Annotated in this window: 6 protein-coding genes, 3 tRNA genes, 4 rRNA genes and 2 pseudogenes; 5 read left to right on the top strand and 10 right to left on the bottom strand. The window is 44.2% G+C overall.

Annotated features, from left to right (window positions below; genetic code table 11):
* Positions 1-40 precede the first annotated feature (40 nt).
* Positions 41-1604: ribosomal RNA gene (locus ICI50_RS00400) — 16S ribosomal RNA — on the bottom strand.
* A gap of 933 nt (positions 1605-2537) precedes the next feature.
* Here ICI50_RS00400 and ICI50_RS00395 point away from each other — a divergent pair.
* From ICI50_RS00395 to ICI50_RS10925, 4 genes and pseudogenes are all read left to right on the top strand, one after another.
* Positions 2538-3368 (top strand): annotated as a pseudogene (locus ICI50_RS00395) (IS256 family transposase); the annotation flags it as partial.
* A gap of 235 nt (positions 3369-3603) precedes the next feature.
* Positions 3604-4329, top strand: coding sequence for a helix-turn-helix domain-containing protein (locus ICI50_RS00390; RefSeq protein WP_244040408.1), 726 nt, complete (start codon positions 3604-3606; stop codon positions 4327-4329).
* Positions 4330-4561: 232 nt separating this feature from the next.
* Positions 4562-5050 (top strand): DDE-type integrase/transposase/recombinase, encoded by a 489-nt coding sequence (locus ICI50_RS10700; protein ID WP_244040409.1) that lies wholly within the window; start codon positions 4562-4564, stop codon positions 5048-5050.
* On the top strand, positions 5047-5181 hold the full coding sequence (locus ICI50_RS10925; RefSeq protein WP_257796678.1) for a hypothetical protein: 135 nt from the start codon (positions 5047-5049) through the stop codon (positions 5179-5181). The genes ICI50_RS10700 and ICI50_RS10925 overlap by 4 nt, the downstream gene beginning before the upstream one ends.
* A gap of 220 nt (positions 5182-5401) precedes the next feature.
* Here the strand turns inward: ICI50_RS10925 and ICI50_RS00380 are convergent.
* The 7 genes from ICI50_RS00380 to ICI50_RS00350 all read right to left on the bottom strand — a co-directional run bounded on the left by ICI50_RS00380 (position 5402) and on the right by ICI50_RS00350 (position 11583).
* Positions 5402-5474 (bottom strand) — tRNA-Asn (locus ICI50_RS00380).
* 14 nt (positions 5475-5488) lie between these two features.
* Positions 5489-5605, bottom strand: a 5S ribosomal RNA gene (gene rrf, locus ICI50_RS00375).
* A 72-nt stretch (positions 5606-5677) separates the two neighbouring features.
* Positions 5678-8580, bottom strand: a 23S ribosomal RNA gene (locus tag ICI50_RS00370).
* A gap of 122 nt (positions 8581-8702) precedes the next feature.
* Positions 8703-8775 (bottom strand) — tRNA-Ala (locus ICI50_RS00365).
* 53 nt (positions 8776-8828) lie between these two features.
* A tRNA-Ile gene (locus ICI50_RS00360) sits at positions 8829-8903 on the bottom strand.
* A 135-nt stretch (positions 8904-9038) separates the two neighbouring features.
* Positions 9039-10602, bottom strand: a 16S ribosomal RNA gene (locus ICI50_RS00355).
* Together the 16S, 23S and 5S rRNA genes with 3 tRNA genes alongside form the textbook arrangement of a ribosomal RNA operon.
* A 567-nt stretch (positions 10603-11169) precedes the next feature.
* Positions 11170-11583 carry a peptide deformylase gene (locus ICI50_RS00350; RefSeq protein WP_095342300.1) on the bottom strand — a complete coding sequence of 138 codons (414 nt, stop codon included), beginning with the start codon at positions 11581-11583 and terminating at the stop codon, positions 11170-11172.
* Between the two features lie 268 nt (positions 11584-11851).
* On the opposite strand from ICI50_RS00350, the gene ICI50_RS00345 reads away from it, so the two are divergent.
* The gene (locus ICI50_RS00345; RefSeq protein WP_025084250.1) at positions 11852-12862 is read left to right on the top strand and encodes a serine hydrolase domain-containing protein; all 1011 of its coding nucleotides are present in this window, start codon (positions 11852-11854) and stop codon (positions 12860-12862) included.
* A 35-nt stretch (positions 12863-12897) separates the two neighbouring features.
* Here the strand turns inward: ICI50_RS00345 and ICI50_RS00340 are convergent, their stop codons facing one another.
* Complete coding sequence (locus ICI50_RS00340) at positions 12898-15723, bottom strand: DEAD/DEAH box helicase (RefSeq protein ID WP_056941007.1); 2826 nt, start codon at positions 15721-15723, stop codon at positions 12898-12900.
* Between the two features lie 66 nt (positions 15724-15789).
* Positions 15790-17233: pseudogene (locus tag ICI50_RS00335) on the bottom strand (amino acid permease).
* Positions 17234-17299 lie beyond the last annotated feature (66 nt).

The raw sequence follows: 17299 nt of genomic DNA, 5'->3' as shown, positions 1-17299 counted from the left end.
TAGTAGTCTTCCCTACTCTCCGCCACCTCTGCTTCCTTAGAAAGGAGGTGATCCAGCCGCAGGTTCTCCTACGGCTACCTTGTTACGACTTCACCCCAGTCATCTGCCCTGCCTTAGACGGCTCCTTCCTTGCGGTTAGGCCACCGGCTTTGGGCATTGCAGACTCCCATGGTGTGACGGGCGGTGTGTACAAGGCCCGGGAACGTATTCACCGCGGCGTGCTGATCCGCGATTACTAGCGATTCCAGCTTCGTGCAGTCGAGTTGCAGACTGCAGTCCGAACTGAGAACAGCTTTCAGAGATTTGCTTGCCTTCGCAGGCTCGCTGCTCGTTGTGCTGCCCATTGTAGCACGTGTGTAGCCCAGGTCATAAGGGGCATGATGACTTGACGTCATCCCCACCTTCCTCCGGTTTGTCACCGGCAGTCTCATTAGAGTGCCCAACTTAATGCTGGCAACTAATAACAAGGGTTGCGCTCGTTGCGGGACTTAACCCAACATCTCACGACACGAGCTGACGACAGCCATGCACCACCTGTCTTAGCGTCCCCGAAGGGAACTTTGTATCTCTACAAATGGCACTAGATGTCAAGACCTGGTAAGGTTCTTCGCGTTGCTTCGAATTAAACCACATGCTCCACCGCTTGTGCGGGCCCCCGTCAATTCCTTTGAGTTTCAACCTTGCGGTCGTACTCCCCAGGCGGAGTGCTTAATGCGTTAGCTGCAGCACTGAGAGGCGGAAGCCTCCCAACACTTAGCACTCATCGTTTACGGCATGGACTACCAGGGTATCTAATCCTGTTCGCTACCCATGCTTTCGAGCCTCAGCGTCAGTTGCAGACCAGAGAGCCGCCTTCGCCACTGGTATTCTTCCATATATCTACGCATTCCACCGCTACACATGGAGTTCTACTCTCCTCTTCTGCACTCAAGAAAAACAGTTTCCGATGCAATTCCTCGGTTAAGCCGAGGGCTTTCACATCAGACTTATTCTTCCGCCTGCGCTCGCTTTACGCCCAATAAATCCGGACAACGCTTGCCACCTACGTATTACCGCGGCTGCTGGCACGTAGTTAGCCGTGACTTTCTGGTTGATTACCGTCAAATAAAGGCCAGTTACTACCTCTATCCTTCTTCACCAACAACAGAGCTTTACGGTCCGAAAACCTTCTTCACTCACGCGGCGTTGCTCCATCAGACTTGCGTCCATTGTGGAAGATTCCCTACTGCTGCCTCCCGTAGGAGTTTGGGCCGTGTCTCAGTCCCAATGTGGCCGATCAGTCTCTCAACTCGGCTATGCATCACTGCCTTGGTAGGCCGTTACCTTACCAACTAGCTAATGCACCGCGGGTCCATCCTTTAGCGACAGCTTGCGCCGCCTTTTAAAAGCTGTTCATGCGAACTGCTTTCTTATCCGGTATTAGCACCTGTTTCCAAGTGGTATCCCAGACTTAAGGGCAGGTTCCCCACGTGTTACTCACCCATCCGCCGCTCGCTTTCCCAGCGTCCTCACCGAAGTGATTCTGCTGGTTCCGCTCGCTCGACTTGCATGTATTAGGCACGCCGCCAGCGTTCGTCCTGAGCCAGGATCAAACTCTCATTTTGAAAATTAAGTTTGAATGATTGCTCATTCGATTATTTAAGATCTTTGTCTCAAATTTATTGCTTGCGAAATTGACTTCGCTTTTTGTTTGGGTTCTTACACCCGCACACTTTTAGCGAAACTTTGTTCAGTTTTCAAAGTACTACCTCTGTCCGGCTAGACCGGACAGCTTTTTAATTTTACCAAACTCTCAAAGCTCTGTCAAGAACTTTTTTGAATTTGTTTTCGTCGACCTGCTTGAGCTTTTCTGCTCTCGCCTGACGGCATTTAAATATGTTACCAGCTTCTCAATGCTTTTGCAAGTACTTTTTTCATTTTCTTGTTTTTTCCTTGCTCAAGCTCTTTTATTGAAGCTCAGCCGCCTCTCTCGAAGCGACTTTATTAATTTACCCTATTTCTGTCCTTTTGGCAAATCTTCCTTTTCGTTCGCTATCAATGTGAAACGCGAGGCAGTGTTGTAATTATTGCATCCCTAATCAGCTTATTTTTTACTAAGCAATTCCGCTATATCACCAAAATAAGCAGACAAAGTTCGGGATTTGCTCATTTTCAGGTAGGAAATCAAGCAAAAAAAGTTTGAAATTTCTGTAGAAAAAGAAAAAAGTACTCTATTTCTACCTAACTGATAGAAATGGAATACTTTTCTTACATAGCTGTTCTACATACTAATTTTTAACCACTACAAAAGTTAATCATTTCGCGAAAAGCAATTAAATAATACTAATATGCGTGGTGCTAATCAAATAAAAAATAAGATCTTATTAGACTCAACTTTCAAATGTAGCAATAGAAAACTATAAAATTTAAGAAATAAATCTATGCTCCTGAGCCTGATAGTCTATGTAAGGATGAATAATTCTATCAAAAATATCGCTTAAGCTCTATTCAATCCAAAATCAAATAATGATTTATTGCGCATAGAAATTCAAACTGCTATCAATGATTTGATTGAAAAAATGTATGGCAGCCATTACAGCCCCGCTCAAGTATCCAATATTTCTAAGCAGATGATCCCCAAGGTAGAGGCCTATCACAAGCGTAAGCTTAGCGATAAGTTCTTCTGCGTTTATCTAGACGCTACCTACGTTCCTCTGCGCCGAGAAACTTTTGAACGTGAAGCTGTCTATATTGCCATTGGTATCAAACCTAATGGCCACAAGGAAGTTATCGACTACTGCATTGCGCCCAATGAAAACATTGAAGTCTGGACGGAGCTGCTCCAAAGCATGAAGTCTCGCGGCTTAGAGCAAGTAGAGCTTTTTCTTTCAGATGGCGTTGTGGGCATGAAGACAGCACTGGCAAAGACCTATCCTCAAGCTCATTTTCAGCGCTGCTTGGTCCATGTCATGCGCAATATCTGTGCTAAAGTACGCGTGGACGATCGCGAGTCAGTCATGAACGAATTCAAGCAGATTCACCAGCAAGCCAATAAAGCAGCTGCTGTTGATGTATTGCATGATTTCTATGCCAAATGGAACAAAAGCTACAATCATGTCATTAGAAACCTGAAAGACATCGAGCCAGATCTACTTGTCTTTTATAATTATCCTAAGCAGATCAGAGCTTCAATTTATTCTACCAACATGATTGAATCCTTTAACAACGTCATTAAACGCAAGGCTAAGCCCAAAGCGGAGTTTCCAACTGAACAGTCGCTTGATACTTTCATTGGCATCCAAGCAATGAGCTACAATGACCGCTATTTTAACCGAATTCACAAAGGCTTCGGTCAGGTCCAGGATACCTTAGAATCCTATTTTGAATAAATAAAACATTAAAAAATCAATTTACGAGAAAGATCTATTTTACACAAAAGATTTGACAGTTTCTTATGAATGATGGCATTAGTCAATTATATTGTTAAATATGTATCGTTTATATAATAAATATTAGAGACGATGTGCTTTATAAATAAGACTCAAATCAGTTTGATACAATCCCACTAAAGTGGACGATTGAAATACATAAAGTATTCAATTATTCGCAAAGGTGGGATTTTTTATGCTCAGAAAAAACAAATACTCATTTGTACAAAAGAAATGGGCAGTTAAACAATATTTGAACGGCAATATGAGTGCTGTGGAAATAGCTAAGCGACTTAACATGCCTAAGACCGAAAGAAATCAAATATTGGCATGGGTACACCAATATCAAAGCAATCAGGTTGCTTTCTTAAGTCATGCTCGGCATAACAATCATTACTCTAAAGAACTTAAAGAAAGGGGTGTTCAAGAATATTTAGCTGGCAAAATATCATTGCCTTCTTTAGCTAATAAATATGGTATTAGAAGCTATGCCACAATAAGAAAATGGATTCCCAAGTATAATAGTCATATAGAAAATCAGAATTATAATCCACATCCGGAGGTCTATATGGCTAAAGCAAGAAAAACGACAACCCAGCAAGAAAGAATTCAAATTGTTCAATACTGCCTTAATCATGATAAGAATTACTCAGAAGCTGCTGTTAAATTTAACTGTTCCTACCAGCAAGTCTACAGCTGGACCCAAAAGTATTTGGCTAATGGTGAAACAGGTTTAACTGATAACCGAGGCAAACATAAGCAGCTAGAAGAACTGACTGAACTAGATCTGGCTAACCGCAGAATCAAAGAGTTGGAACGAAAGCTTAAAGAGGAACAGGACAAGAACGAATTCTTAAAAAAATTGAATCAATTAGAAAGGATGTGTTTGCCAGACAGCCAAAATACAGACAAATTGCAATAAGAAAGCGGTGGAAACTGAAAACGTATCAATTAATCCATGACTGTCACCAAAAATACGATTGGAAGATTGATTTGATGTGCAAATGGGCTAAAGTGGCACGATCAGCTTACTACAAGCACTTTGATCCCAAACGTACAATTAGTAAACGTGAATTGCGAGATAAAAGAATCGAAGCAAAGATTATTGAGATCGCTAAGTCTAATAACAGCTTATTCGGAACAGAAAAGATGACATGGCGGTTAATCGACAAATGCCGGGAGAAGCGCCTGTTTATCATAAAACTGTTTACCGCTTAATGTGCATAAATGGCATCAGTTCGCAAAAGCCTAGATATCAGAAGCCAAAATTCAAGCATACAACTCCTGAAAAAACAGCTGAAAACAAGCTAAAGCGAGACTTTAATGCTTCTAAGCCTAACGAAAAGTGGTGTACAGACATCACCGAGGTCGTTGTCCCTGGTCTGCCTAAAGCATATCTCTGCACAGTGTTTGATCTCTACGATCGCTATCCTGTTGTTTATGCCATTGGCAAGCATAATGACACTGATTTAGTTCAATCTGCTTATGATCAAGCTGTTAAAACCTACCCTAATGCTCAGCCGCTCTTTCATAGCGATCGCGGTTTTCAATTTACTCGTGCTCCTTTTCAGAATCAGTTAGAAAAACAAGGCATGACTCAATCAATGTCTCGTGTTGGCTGCTGTATGATAATGGACCGATGAAAGGCTGGCAAGGTATTATCAAAGAAATGCGAGTTGTTCTTCACCCTCAAGTAGATAATTATGATGAGCATAATAATTCTATTTGCAAGGCCATAAATTACTACATCAACGAAGACGTTTTAATGGCTTAAACGCTGGCGAAATGCGTAAAGAGGCAATGAAAGGCAATATTAAGAATTGTCCAATCGCTCCAAACCATTAACCAGGATTCATTTAGAGGAAAAACAGTACAAAGAAAAAGAACCAAACAGCCTTTTAATAGCTACTTGGTTCTATTCATTTACTCTCTATCAACAGATTTGACAAAGAGCACAAAAAAGGAAGCCCCCTCAGGCTCCCTTCTTCTCCTTGCTCCGGCTGTCAGACTCGAACTGACGACATCTTGATTAACAGTCAAGCGCTCTACCAACTGAGCTAAGCCGGAATATTAAAAAAAAAGCACGGCAGCTTCCTTTCCTCGCAGGCAGTTGCCCACCAACTACTTTCGGCGTTAAGAAGCTTAACTTCTGTGTTCGGCATGGGAACAGGTGTATCCTTCTTGCTTTCGCCACCGTACTCTTTTGAGCTACTACGCTCAAAACTAAACATAATCCTTCTCGCAAAAAACCTTCACAGCTTGCCTTTGCTTTGGTCAAGTCTTCGACTGATTAGTACTGGTCCGCTCCATCCTTCACAGGACTTCCACTCCCAGCCTATCTACCTCATCGTCTCTGAGGTGTCTTATTGCTTGCGCATCGGAAATCTCATCTTGAGGGGGGCTTCGCACTTAGATGCTTTCAGCGCTTATCCCTTCCGCACATAGCTACCCAGCGATGCCTTTGGCAAGACAACTGGTACACCAGCGGTGCGTCCATCCCGGTCCTCTCGTACTAAGGACAGCTCCTCTCAAATTTCCTACGCCCACGACGGATAGGGACCGAACTGTCTCACGACGTTCTGAACCCAGCTCGCGTGCCGCTTTAATGGGCGAACAGCCCAACCCTTGGGACCAACTTCAGCCCCAGGATGCGACGAGCCGACATCGAGGTGCCAAACCTCCCCGTCGATGTGAACTCTTGGGGGAGATAAGCCTGTTATCCCCAGGGTAGCTTTTATCCGTTGAGTGATGGCCCTTCCATCCGGTACCACCAGATCACTAAGTCCTAGTTTCCTACCTGCTCGAGTTGTCTCTCTCGCAGTCAAGCTCCCTTATACCTTTACACTCTGTGAATGATTTCCAACCATTCTGAGGGAACCTTTGAGCGCCTCCGTTACGCTTTAGGAGGCGACCGCCCCAGTCAAACTGCCTACCTGACACTGTCCCTGACCTGGCTTACAGGTCGAGGTTAGAGCATCCTTCAAACAAGGGTAGTATCCCAACATTGCCTCCAGCAAGACTAGCGTCCTGCTTTCCTTGGCTCCTACCTATCCTGTACATGTTTAAAAGATACTCAATATCAAGCTACAGTGAAGCTCCATGGGGTCTTTCCGTCCTGTCGTGGGTAACCCGCATCTTCACGGGTATTATAATTTCACCGAGTCTCTCGTTGAGACAGTGCCCAAATCATTACACCTTTCGTGCAGGTCGGAACTTACCCGACAAGGAATTTCGCTACCTTAGGACCGTTATAGTTACGGCCGCCGTTTACTGGGGCTTCAATTCAAACCTTCGCTTGCGCTAAGCTCTCCTCTTAACCTTCCAGCACCGGGCAGGTGTCAGCCTCTATACGTCATCTTACGATTTTGCAGAGACCTGTGTTTTTGATAAACAGTTGTTTGGGCCTATTCACTGCGGCTAGCCCTTCCGGGCCAGCACCCCTTCTTCCGAAGTTACGGGGTCTTTTTGCCGAGTTCCTTAACGAGAGTTCTCTCGCTCACCTTAGTGTTCTCCACTCGACTACCTGTGTCGGTTTGCGGTACGGGTATGTACTTTCTGGCTAGAAGCTTTTCTCGGCAGTGTGACTGCTGCACCTTCGCTACTTTAACTTCGCTCCTCATCACGACTCGCGCTTTTTGGCTAGAAGCATTTTACTCTTAGCCACGCTTGTCGCTTGAACATCGATCCAGCTCGATGCGTGCTTTGCCTCCTGCGTCCCTCCATCGCTCTTAACGATTGTACACAGTACAGGAATCTCTACCTGTTGTCCATCGACTACGCCTCTCGGCCTTGCCTTAGGTCCCGACTTACCCTGGGCGGACGAGCCTGCCCCAGGAAACCTTAGTCTTTCGGCGGACAGGATTCTCACCTGTCTTTCGTTACTCATACCGGCATTCTCACTTCTAAGCGCTCCAATGATCCTCTCGATTCACCTTCGCCGCACTTAGAACGCTCTCCTACCACGTGCTCTTTAAAACACATCCACAGTTTCGGTATTATGCTTAGCCCCGGTAAATTTTCGGCGCAGCGCCACTCGACTAGTGAGCTATTACGCACTCTTTGAATGATGGCTGCTTCTGAGCCAACGTCCTAGTTGTCTACGCAACTCCACATCCTTTTCCACTTAGCATAAATTTTGGGACCTTAACTGGTGATCTGGGCTGTTTCCCTTTCGACTACGGATCTTATCACTCGCAGTCTGACTCCCGTGCATGGATATCTGGAATTCGCAGTTTATCTGGATTTAGTAACCCCTGACGGGCCCCTTGTCCAAACAGAGCTCTACCTCCATTATCCTCTCCACGAGGCTAGCCCTAAAGCTATTTCGGAGAGAACCAGCTATCTCCAAGTTCGTTTGGAATTTCACCGCTACCCACAGCTCATCCCCGCAATTTTTAACTTACGTGGGTTCGGCCCTCCAGTGCGTTTTACCGCACCTTCAGCCTGGCCATGGGTAGGTCACTTGGTTTCGGGTCTACGTCAATCAACTTCTCGCCCTCTTCAGACTCGCTTTCGCTTCGGCTCCGTCTTTTCTGACTTAACCTTGCTGCTTAACGTAACTCGCCGGTTCATTCTACAAAAGGCACGCCATTGCACCTTAATGTGCTTTGACTACTTGTAGACACACGGTTTCAGGTTCTCTTTCACTCCCCTTCCGGGGTTCTTTTCACCTTTCCCTCACGGTACTGGTTCACTATCGGTCACTAGCTAGTATTTAGCCTTGCGAGATGGTCCTCGCGGCTTCAACCGGGATTTCTCGTGTCCCGGCCTACTCAGGATTCTGCTCGGCGCGCTTGAGATTTCGCTTACGGGGCTCTCACCCTCTCTGGCTTACCTTCCCAGATAATTCGACTATCTCTTGCGCTGCCTTATTGCAGTCCTACAACCCCAATTGATAAATCAACTGGTTTGGGCTCTTTCCTCTTCGCTCGCCGCTACTAAGGAAATCGATCTTTCTTTCTCTTCCTGCAGCTACTTAGATGTTTCAGTTCACTGCGTCTTCCTTTTAATGCCTTAACAGCATTAAATGATGCATTCCTGCACCGGGTTCCCCCATTCGGATATCTCCGGATCATTGCGTACTTACCGCTCCCCGAAGCTTTTCGTAGTTAGTCACGTCCTTCTTCGGCTACTAGTGCCTAGGCATTCACCGTGCGCCCTTTTCTACTTGACCTTACTCAAGAATTCTCTTCTCGGTCGCTCTTGCAATCTGTTCTCTTTGATTTTCTCGGTTTTTTGCTTGGATTATATTCAGTTTTCAATGTACTAGCTCTTTGATTCCCCTTTAGGAATCAATGGAGGCTAACGGGTTCGAACCGATGACCTCCTGCGTGCAAAGCAGGTGCTCTCCCATCTGAGCTAAGCCCCCCAAACATTTTTTCAGCCAGACATAACTCTAACTCTTTTGGCGCGTTATGTCAATGGGCCTAAATGGACTTGAACCATCGACCTCACGCTTATCAGGCGTGCGCTCTAAACCAGCTGAGCTATAGGCCCGACTTTTTTACGCTTGGCGTTTCTTTATTGAGGTACTACCCTCAAAACTAAACAAAGTTTCTCAGTGTGCTTCCGTTTGCTTTAGTGGCTTCCTTTAGTAGTCTTCCCTACTCTCCGCCACCTCTGCTTCCTTAGAAAGGAGGTGATCCAGCCGCAGGTTCTCCTACGGCTACCTTGTTACGACTTCACCCCAGTCATCTGCCCTGCCTTAGACGGCTCCTTCCTTGCGGTTAGGCCACCGGCTTTGGGCATTGCAGACTCCCATGGTGTGACGGGCGGTGTGTACAAGGCCCGGGAACGTATTCACCGCGGCGTGCTGATCCGCGATTACTAGCGATTCCAGCTTCGTGCAGTCGAGTTGCAGACTGCAGTCCGAACTGAGAACAGCTTTCAGAGATTTGCTTGCCTTCGCAGGCTCGCTGCTCGTTGTGCTGCCCATTGTAGCACGTGTGTAGCCCAGGTCATAAGGGGCATGATGACTTGACGTCATCCCCACCTTCCTCCGGTTTGTCACCGGCAGTCTCATTAGAGTGCCCAACTTAATGCTGGCAACTAATAACAAGGGTTGCGCTCGTTGCGGGACTTAACCCAACATCTCACGACACGAGCTGACGACAGCCATGCACCACCTGTCTTAGCGTCCCCGAAGGGAACTTTGTATCTCTACAAATGGCACTAGATGTCAAGACCTGGTAAGGTTCTTCGCGTTGCTTCGAATTAAACCACATGCTCCACCGCTTGTGCGGGCCCCCGTCAATTCCTTTGAGTTTCAACCTTGCGGTCGTACTCCCCAGGCGGAGTGCTTAATGCGTTAGCTGCAGCACTGAGAGGCGGAAGCCTCCCAACACTTAGCACTCATCGTTTACGGCATGGACTACCAGGGTATCTAATCCTGTTCGCTACCCATGCTTTCGAGCCTCAGCGTCAGTTGCAGACCAGAGAGCCGCCTTCGCCACTGGTATTCTTCCATATATCTACGCATTCCACCGCTACACATGGAGTTCTACTCTCCTCTTCTGCACTCAAGAAAAACAGTTTCCGATGCAATTCCTCGGTTAAGCCGAGGGCTTTCACATCAGACTTATTCTTCCGCCTGCGCTCGCTTTACGCCCAATAAATCCGGACAACGCTTGCCACCTACGTATTACCGCGGCTGCTGGCACGTAGTTAGCCGTGACTTTCTGGTTGATTACCGTCAAATAAAGGCCAGTTACTACCTCTATCCTTCTTCACCAACAACAGAGCTTTACGGTCCGAAAACCTTCTTCACTCACGCGGCGTTGCTCCATCAGACTTGCGTCCATTGTGGAAGATTCCCTACTGCTGCCTCCCGTAGGAGTTTGGGCCGTGTCTCAGTCCCAATGTGGCCGATCAGTCTCTCAACTCGGCTATGCATCACTGCCTTGGTAGGCCGTTACCTTACCAACTAGCTAATGCACCGCGGGTCCATCCTTTAGCGACAGCTTGCGCCGCCTTTTAAAAGCTGTTCATGCGAACTGCTTTCTTATCCGGTATTAGCACCTGTTTCCAAGTGGTATCCCAGACTTAAGGGCAGGTTCCCCACGTGTTACTCACCCATCCGCCGCTCGCTTTCCCAGCGTCCTCACCGAAGTGATTCTGCTGGTTCCGCTCGCTCGACTTGCATGTATTAGGCACGCCGCCAGCGTTCGTCCTGAGCCAGGATCAAACTCTCATTTTGAAAATTAAGTTTGAATGATTGCTCATTCGATTATTTAAGATCTTTGTCTCAAATTTATTGCTTGCGAAATTGACTTCGCTTTTTGTTTGGGTTCTTACACCCGCACACTTTTAGCGAAACTTTGTTCAGTTTTCAAAGTACTACCTCTGTCCGGCTAGACCGGACAGCTTTTTAATTTTACCAAACTCTCAAAGCTCTGTCAAGAACTTTTTTGAATTTGTTTTCGTCGACCTGCTTGAGCTTTTCTGCTCTCGCCTGACGGCATTTAAATATGTTAACAGCTTCTCAATGCTTTTGCAAGTACTTTTTTCATTTTCTTGTTTTTTCCTTGCTCAAGCTCTTTTATTGAAGCTCAGCCGCCTCTCTCGAAGCGCCTTTATTAATTTACCCTATTTCTGTCCTTTTGGCAAATCTTCCTTTTCGTTCGCATTATCAGAGACACAGTCTATAGTATTCTTCACATTAAGTATTTCATTATCCATAATCCGATCTTATTTATTGATTATTAAAACATCATTAGCTAATTGCCGAACTATTTTATCAAAATATTTTTCAAAAAAACTTTTATTAAATCAAAATTCCATTGCAATGATCTACTTCATGTTGAATCGTTTCGGCAACAAAGCCAGTAAACTCTTGCGTCATTTTATTCAGCTTCAAATCTTGATAAGTAACCGTAATTCGCTGATAACGCAGTGCCTGTCTTTCTCCACTTAGCGACAAGCATCCCTCTTTTGCAAAATATTTCCCACTTCTTTTAATAATCTGCGGATTAATCATTATTAATGGAAGCATCCCAGCATAGAAAGCAATTATCCGCTTGGACTGACCGATCATGTTAGCTGCTAATCCCGCTGCTCTTCCTTGATTAGCTACTAACGTATCACGCAAATCAAACGCAATGGGTAAATCCATTTTATTTGCTAAAGTTGATTTTTGTCTCAAAAACAATTGATCATGAATTATTTTTTGTGCTGTCATTTTTTCTTCCTCAATTTTACTATTATTACTTTTCCTAGTTAAAAGTCATAAGTAAAGCTTTTAGTTTACATTTTCTTAATGATTTTTAGCTTGTATGCTGCAAAGTTCGCGCTAAAATGTAGATTAGACATATTTAAGGGAGGCCTTCAAAATTCTAAAAAAAACACTCATCAGCTTGGCTGCCGCGTCGCTTTTAACAATTGCCGCACCCGCAGTTGCAGCACCCACTTCGACAACAGTTCAAGCACGCTCATATTCAAAGTCTGCCATGCGCAGTTATGTCCGTAGCGTTTTAGCCCAAAACAATAGTCGCGGCAGCACCGTCATCATTAAAAACGGCAAGCCGCAGCAAATTAGCCTCGGTTGGGCCTGGTATGGCAAGCGAATCGGCAACGGCAATAGTCAAGTTGTTTATCCGACCGGCTCTTTACAAAAAGTAGTTACAGCTGCCATAGTCATTCAATTAATGAATGAAAATTTGCACACCAGTCAGCGCTTTACCCAAAATACCAAGATTTCTCGTTGGTATCCTAACCTAAAGAACGCCGACAATATTACTCTAGGGCAACTGCTGACCCACACTTCTGGCATTAATGCCGGTAATACGGAACCTGACCGTAATCTTGAGTATTCAGAAGATGACGCCATTAACTGGGTAATCGACAATATCAATAATAATAGTACCGGTACGCCAGGCAGTTACTTCTATAATAATTCGAACTTTATTTTGCTTGCCGGCATTATTAAAAAAGTGAGCGGACAATCTTATGAAGATAATTTTAATACCCGTATCGTGAATAAACTAGGTTTGACTAATACTTATTTATATCAAAATATTCCTAGTTGGAAAACTGATTCCATTTCTTACACTTGGAATGCCAAGAATTACCAAGACCCTGAATACGTAAAAAGAACGGTTGCCTCACAGCTTCCAGGTGCCGCCAACATGTTCACCACGCCAATGGATTATTACAAAATTCAAGTAGGGCTAAGCAATGGGCAAATCTTGAGCAAGTCTGATTTCCATTACTTAACTCACTTAAATAGTCGCGCTAATAATTACTCAGGTGGTCTCTATCTGGATAATAACGACACGATCAAGTCTGCTTACGGCAACATTACCGATACCCACTTCGGCATTTGGGTACAAATGACAACAGATAACCGCAACGGTCTGATTATGTTTTTAAACCAAACTGTCGGTGATGAAAACGCGCAAAAGAATGTCGGCTATCAAATCTTAAATCATATCAAGCCATATACATTTATTGATCGTTAGAAAAAGCTTTCTTCAATTTACGAAGAAAGCTTTTTTCATGCAAATAATAATTCATTCATCGCGCTGCTCAATGGATGCTGCAATAGCAAATTCATCCCTACCGCTGGCTTTTTCTTCACGCCTAGCAATTCTTCTCTGACAGAATCCGACTGAATCTTAGCTTCGCCTAAATAAAAGAATTGTTTACCAGATGCATCGCTTCTTTTAACAAATAAGTGCAATTTCATTTGCTTAGTATGCAATAAGCGCTGCACCTCATCTGAATTCAAATGTCGGGGTACCCGCGTATACCACCGCAAGCTGCGCCCATCTTCCAGCGTATTATGATACAAAGCATTGCGCTGCTCGGCATCTTTTTGGTAAGTGATAAAAATCGGCGTCTCGTGTTCACCTACGCGGTAGCCATACATTGGTGCTGACACATCCCTAGGCCAATTTAGCAAGCGACAAGCATCTTTTCGATCGTACTGCTGATATAAAGTGAACTGAGTGCGATTGTCATAGTGCTGGTTCAGCGCTAATCCTACTTCAACTGCATCCTTGAACAATTGCCTAAATTCGACATGTTCCAGGGCCTGACGCAGCTGCTTAGTTAATTGATAATCGAACAAATCCCGCTGTTCAACTAGTGGCTGGTCGCCATACTGCGCCTTTTTTGTGGTTTTACCCTGTTTAATATCAAAAAATGACAAAGATAAAATATCCATTACAGAAGCTAAAACCGCATCATTAATATAGGCATGCTGCTTTTTTAGTGCGGCTAGATAGTCTTCTTGACGTACTGTTTTTTCTTGCAGGAGCATTTTTAATAAAAGCAATTCATGAATTCGCTTACCATTGAGTAATTCTTTAGTTACAAAGCTCAAGACTTCATTTTCGTATTGAGTCAGCGCAACCTTTTCATTCATTTTATTCAAAAAATCCGCGTAATTAACTAAACCATGCTGAGTAGCGAAAACCAGCGGAGAAACTGAGCCATATTGGTAAAAATCAAGCAATAACGGCACGCGCCCTAGCTTATTCTTTAACTCGCGATAGCTCTGCCGCAGTTCACGCATCCCATCTAGCTTCACTTGATCCAGTGATGACAAAATCTTTTCTGATGCTAGCTTAGTAAAATTAATCGTTGAAACATCAATTAATTCAGGCAAGCGCGCTTCTCTTTTAGCCTGATCCTTATCACGAGACGTATCCTGATGAAGTGCAATAGGAATCATGTAATTATTTTTATAGTTACCGATAAAATCAAGAACCGTAACAAAATCCTTGCCTGGGTACTTCCTCAATCCTCGCCCTAATTGCTGAATAAAAACAATACTAGACTGAGTATTGCGCAGCATCACAATCTGATTCAAAGCCGGAATGTCGATTCCTTCATTAAACAGATCAACAGCAGTAATATATTCAATCTTGCCATTAATTAAGTCCTGAACTACTTGATTGCGCCGTTTTTCACTATCTTCATTGGTTAAGGCAACCGCAGGGTGCTGTTTAAGAGAAAATAAATGAGCTAAATCCCGCGCTTCTTCTTGTCTGCTGCAGAAAACCAGGCCTTTAGGCTGCTTGCCGCAATAGCCATAATAATCCATTTCCTTTAGCACATAATCGACGCGTTTCTCTGAAACTAAGTAGCGCAAGTCCGTTGTCTCATCAATTGCCTGCCCACCCGCTTCATAATCCTGCACTCCCACATAGTGAAACGGCGCTAGCATCTTTTCTTCCAGCGCATCCCGCAAACGGATCTCATAAGCTAAATTATAATCAAAAATCTGGTAGACATTCTGCTCATCCATTCGTTCAGGCGTAGCCGTCATGCCTAACAAAAACTGTGGTTGAAAATGCGCCAGTATCTGCTGATAGCTAGGTGCTGCTACCCGGTGTGCCTCATCAATTAAAACATAGTCAAATTCATCTGGCTTCAACTGTTTTAAAATATCTGGCTGACTCAACGTCTGCACGGTCGCAAATAAATATTTTTTATCTAAATCATGTTGACCACCAGTAAGCAAGCCGTAATCTTTCCGTTCACCACCAATCACGCGATAGAAGCTTGCCAAAGATTTTTTAGCAATCTGCTGGCGGTGCACAATGTATAAAAATTTTCGGGGTTGAAAATCCTTTACGACAAAAGCACCTAGATATGTCTTCCCCGTTCCTGTTGCCGAAACGACTAGTCCTCTTTTAGCACCGCTATTCACCAAAGCAGTCAAATTTTTCAAGGCCGCCTTCTGCATTTGATTGGGTACGATTTTCACCGTCTTTTTAGGCATCAAACGTGGCGTGGGCTGAACCCAATTTTGTTTATAATTTGCCAGCCATTCTTCATTTAAAACAAAGCTATTTTGCTTTAATGAATTAATTTTGCGTGCAAACTGTTTAGTTAAACCTGCCTGTTTTCTAGAACTAACCTTAAGTACCCATTCGTAATTGGATAACAAAGCCGAGCGCGTGAAATTAGCACTGCCTACAATTACCGTTTCATAATTATCATGTTCAAACAAATAGCCTTTAGCATGAAAACCGGCTTCATTAGCAATTCTGACCTCTAAATTCGGGATCTTGCATAATTCTTCGAACACCCGTGGATTGTTAAAGCCAAGATAATCCCCGGTAATCAAAGTGCCCGCAATGCCTTCTTGGGCTAGATCCGCTAAAATCACCTTCAAGGGCACTAGCATGTCCTGGGTAATAAAGGCCACTGCCCAAGTAAAACCTTTGCAAGTCATTAATTCTTGACGCAAGGCTAACCAGATCTTCTCATGTTGATTGTTGCCTAACAGACTAGGTCCGATAGTTTCGCTACCTAAAAATTTTTCATCATAAAAGCCATTTAAAATTGCGTCTTGGATTGCATCCGTCATTTTTTCACCCCATTTAGCAATTATTCTACTAAAAAAAGCATTCGCCTAAAAAACGAATGCTTTAATTTATTGATTTTGCCATTTTTCATGCCAGTGATAAATAAGCAGTGGCAACACTGAAACGATCGCGCACATGCCAATTAAGGTCCAAACATAGATATGCCGCAAATTAACTGGCGTACCTTGAGCCGGAACGAAAGTCACAAAGAAAGCTACTACGGTAATTACTAAAGCTAAGCAAGCAATTGCAACACTCAAATTTGTATTCTTGCTCATGTAATACATCCGGTGATAGTCTTCATGCTTTTTCTTCAAAACCATATAGGCAATTAACATGATCATGTAGACCATCAAGTATTGCGCGGTCGTTGCAGCCAGAGAGACATTAAACGCGAAGTCAGCATCTTCGCCACTAGTAAAGGTAATTAACAATGCCGAAATGGTCACGATGCTAGACTGCAAGATCATGATTCTAAGTGGAACGCCATGCTTGGTCGTTTTAGCAAAGAACTTAGGCATGTAGCCTTCCTTCGCTGCTTCGTACATCCCTTGGTTAGGGCCAGCGATCCAGTTGCCTAACTCGCCAATGATCCCGCAAGCTAACATTACCCCAACAATTTTTTGCAATAAATCACCAGGCAAGCCAATCGTAGTCAATAACTTGCCATAAGTATAAACGAAACCGGTACTATTCTGAATCTGATCTTTGGGTACCGTCATGCCGATCGCCATGCTGCCTAACAAGTCAAAGCAGATTGCCGTAAAAGCCAGGCCCAGCATTACCTTGGAGTAAGAACGTGGGTGATCCAGGTTCTTAACGTGCGGTGCTGATGCTTCCCCACCGCAAAAAGCCAACATAAACGGCACAAAGGCAACCAAAGTAGCCCCATCTAGATGATGTGGAATTACCGTATTCCAGTTAATCGCCATATGTAAGGGATGACCTTGAGCCACGTAAACGAAAAACGAGATAATTAACAAAATGACAGGCGTTGCAATCCCCCAGAATGAAGAACCATTCAGCGATTCGGCCTATCTTTCTGATACCGATCACCTGAATCGCGGTCGCACCCCAGAGAATTATCATCATTAGCCCAAAACGCACGATCGGCGTCGTATTAAACCACGGCGTATTAAAGGCAATCGAGAGCGCGCCAATAATGACATACATCATCGTGTCCATCCCCACGGTGATGTGAATCCATTGATAAAACATGGCCGTCCAGCCCGTCTTGTCTCCTAACGATCCCTTCACCCAAGTGAAGATGCCGCCTTTTCCCCAGCCATCAATTGAGGCCATTTCACCAGCCATTTGAGTAATGGGAATAAACCAGGCGATGCCGGCAATCAACAAATAAAACAATGCCGTCGCGCCCGTCTTGCCAAATGGTGCCAGCTCATCAACGGAAATAACCATTGAACTGGTCATTGCGAACAGCTTGAACGCTGTCAGACGATTGTACTTCAGGTCTTGCTCTAAAGCCCAATCTTCTTTTTTCTCGTTATTCAAAGATTTTCAACCCCTATTTTTCAAAAAATACTTTTTCGAAAAATTATTATACTAGTGTTTAAGGCA

Origin of the sequence: Lactobacillus kefiranofaciens, from assembly GCF_014656585.1 — a bacterium.
Taxonomy (GTDB): domain Bacteria; phylum Bacillota; class Bacilli; order Lactobacillales; family Lactobacillaceae; genus Lactobacillus; species Lactobacillus kefiranofaciens.
The sequence above is the reverse complement of the archived record's forward strand: the minus strand, read 5'-3'. Positions and strand labels throughout refer to the sequence as shown.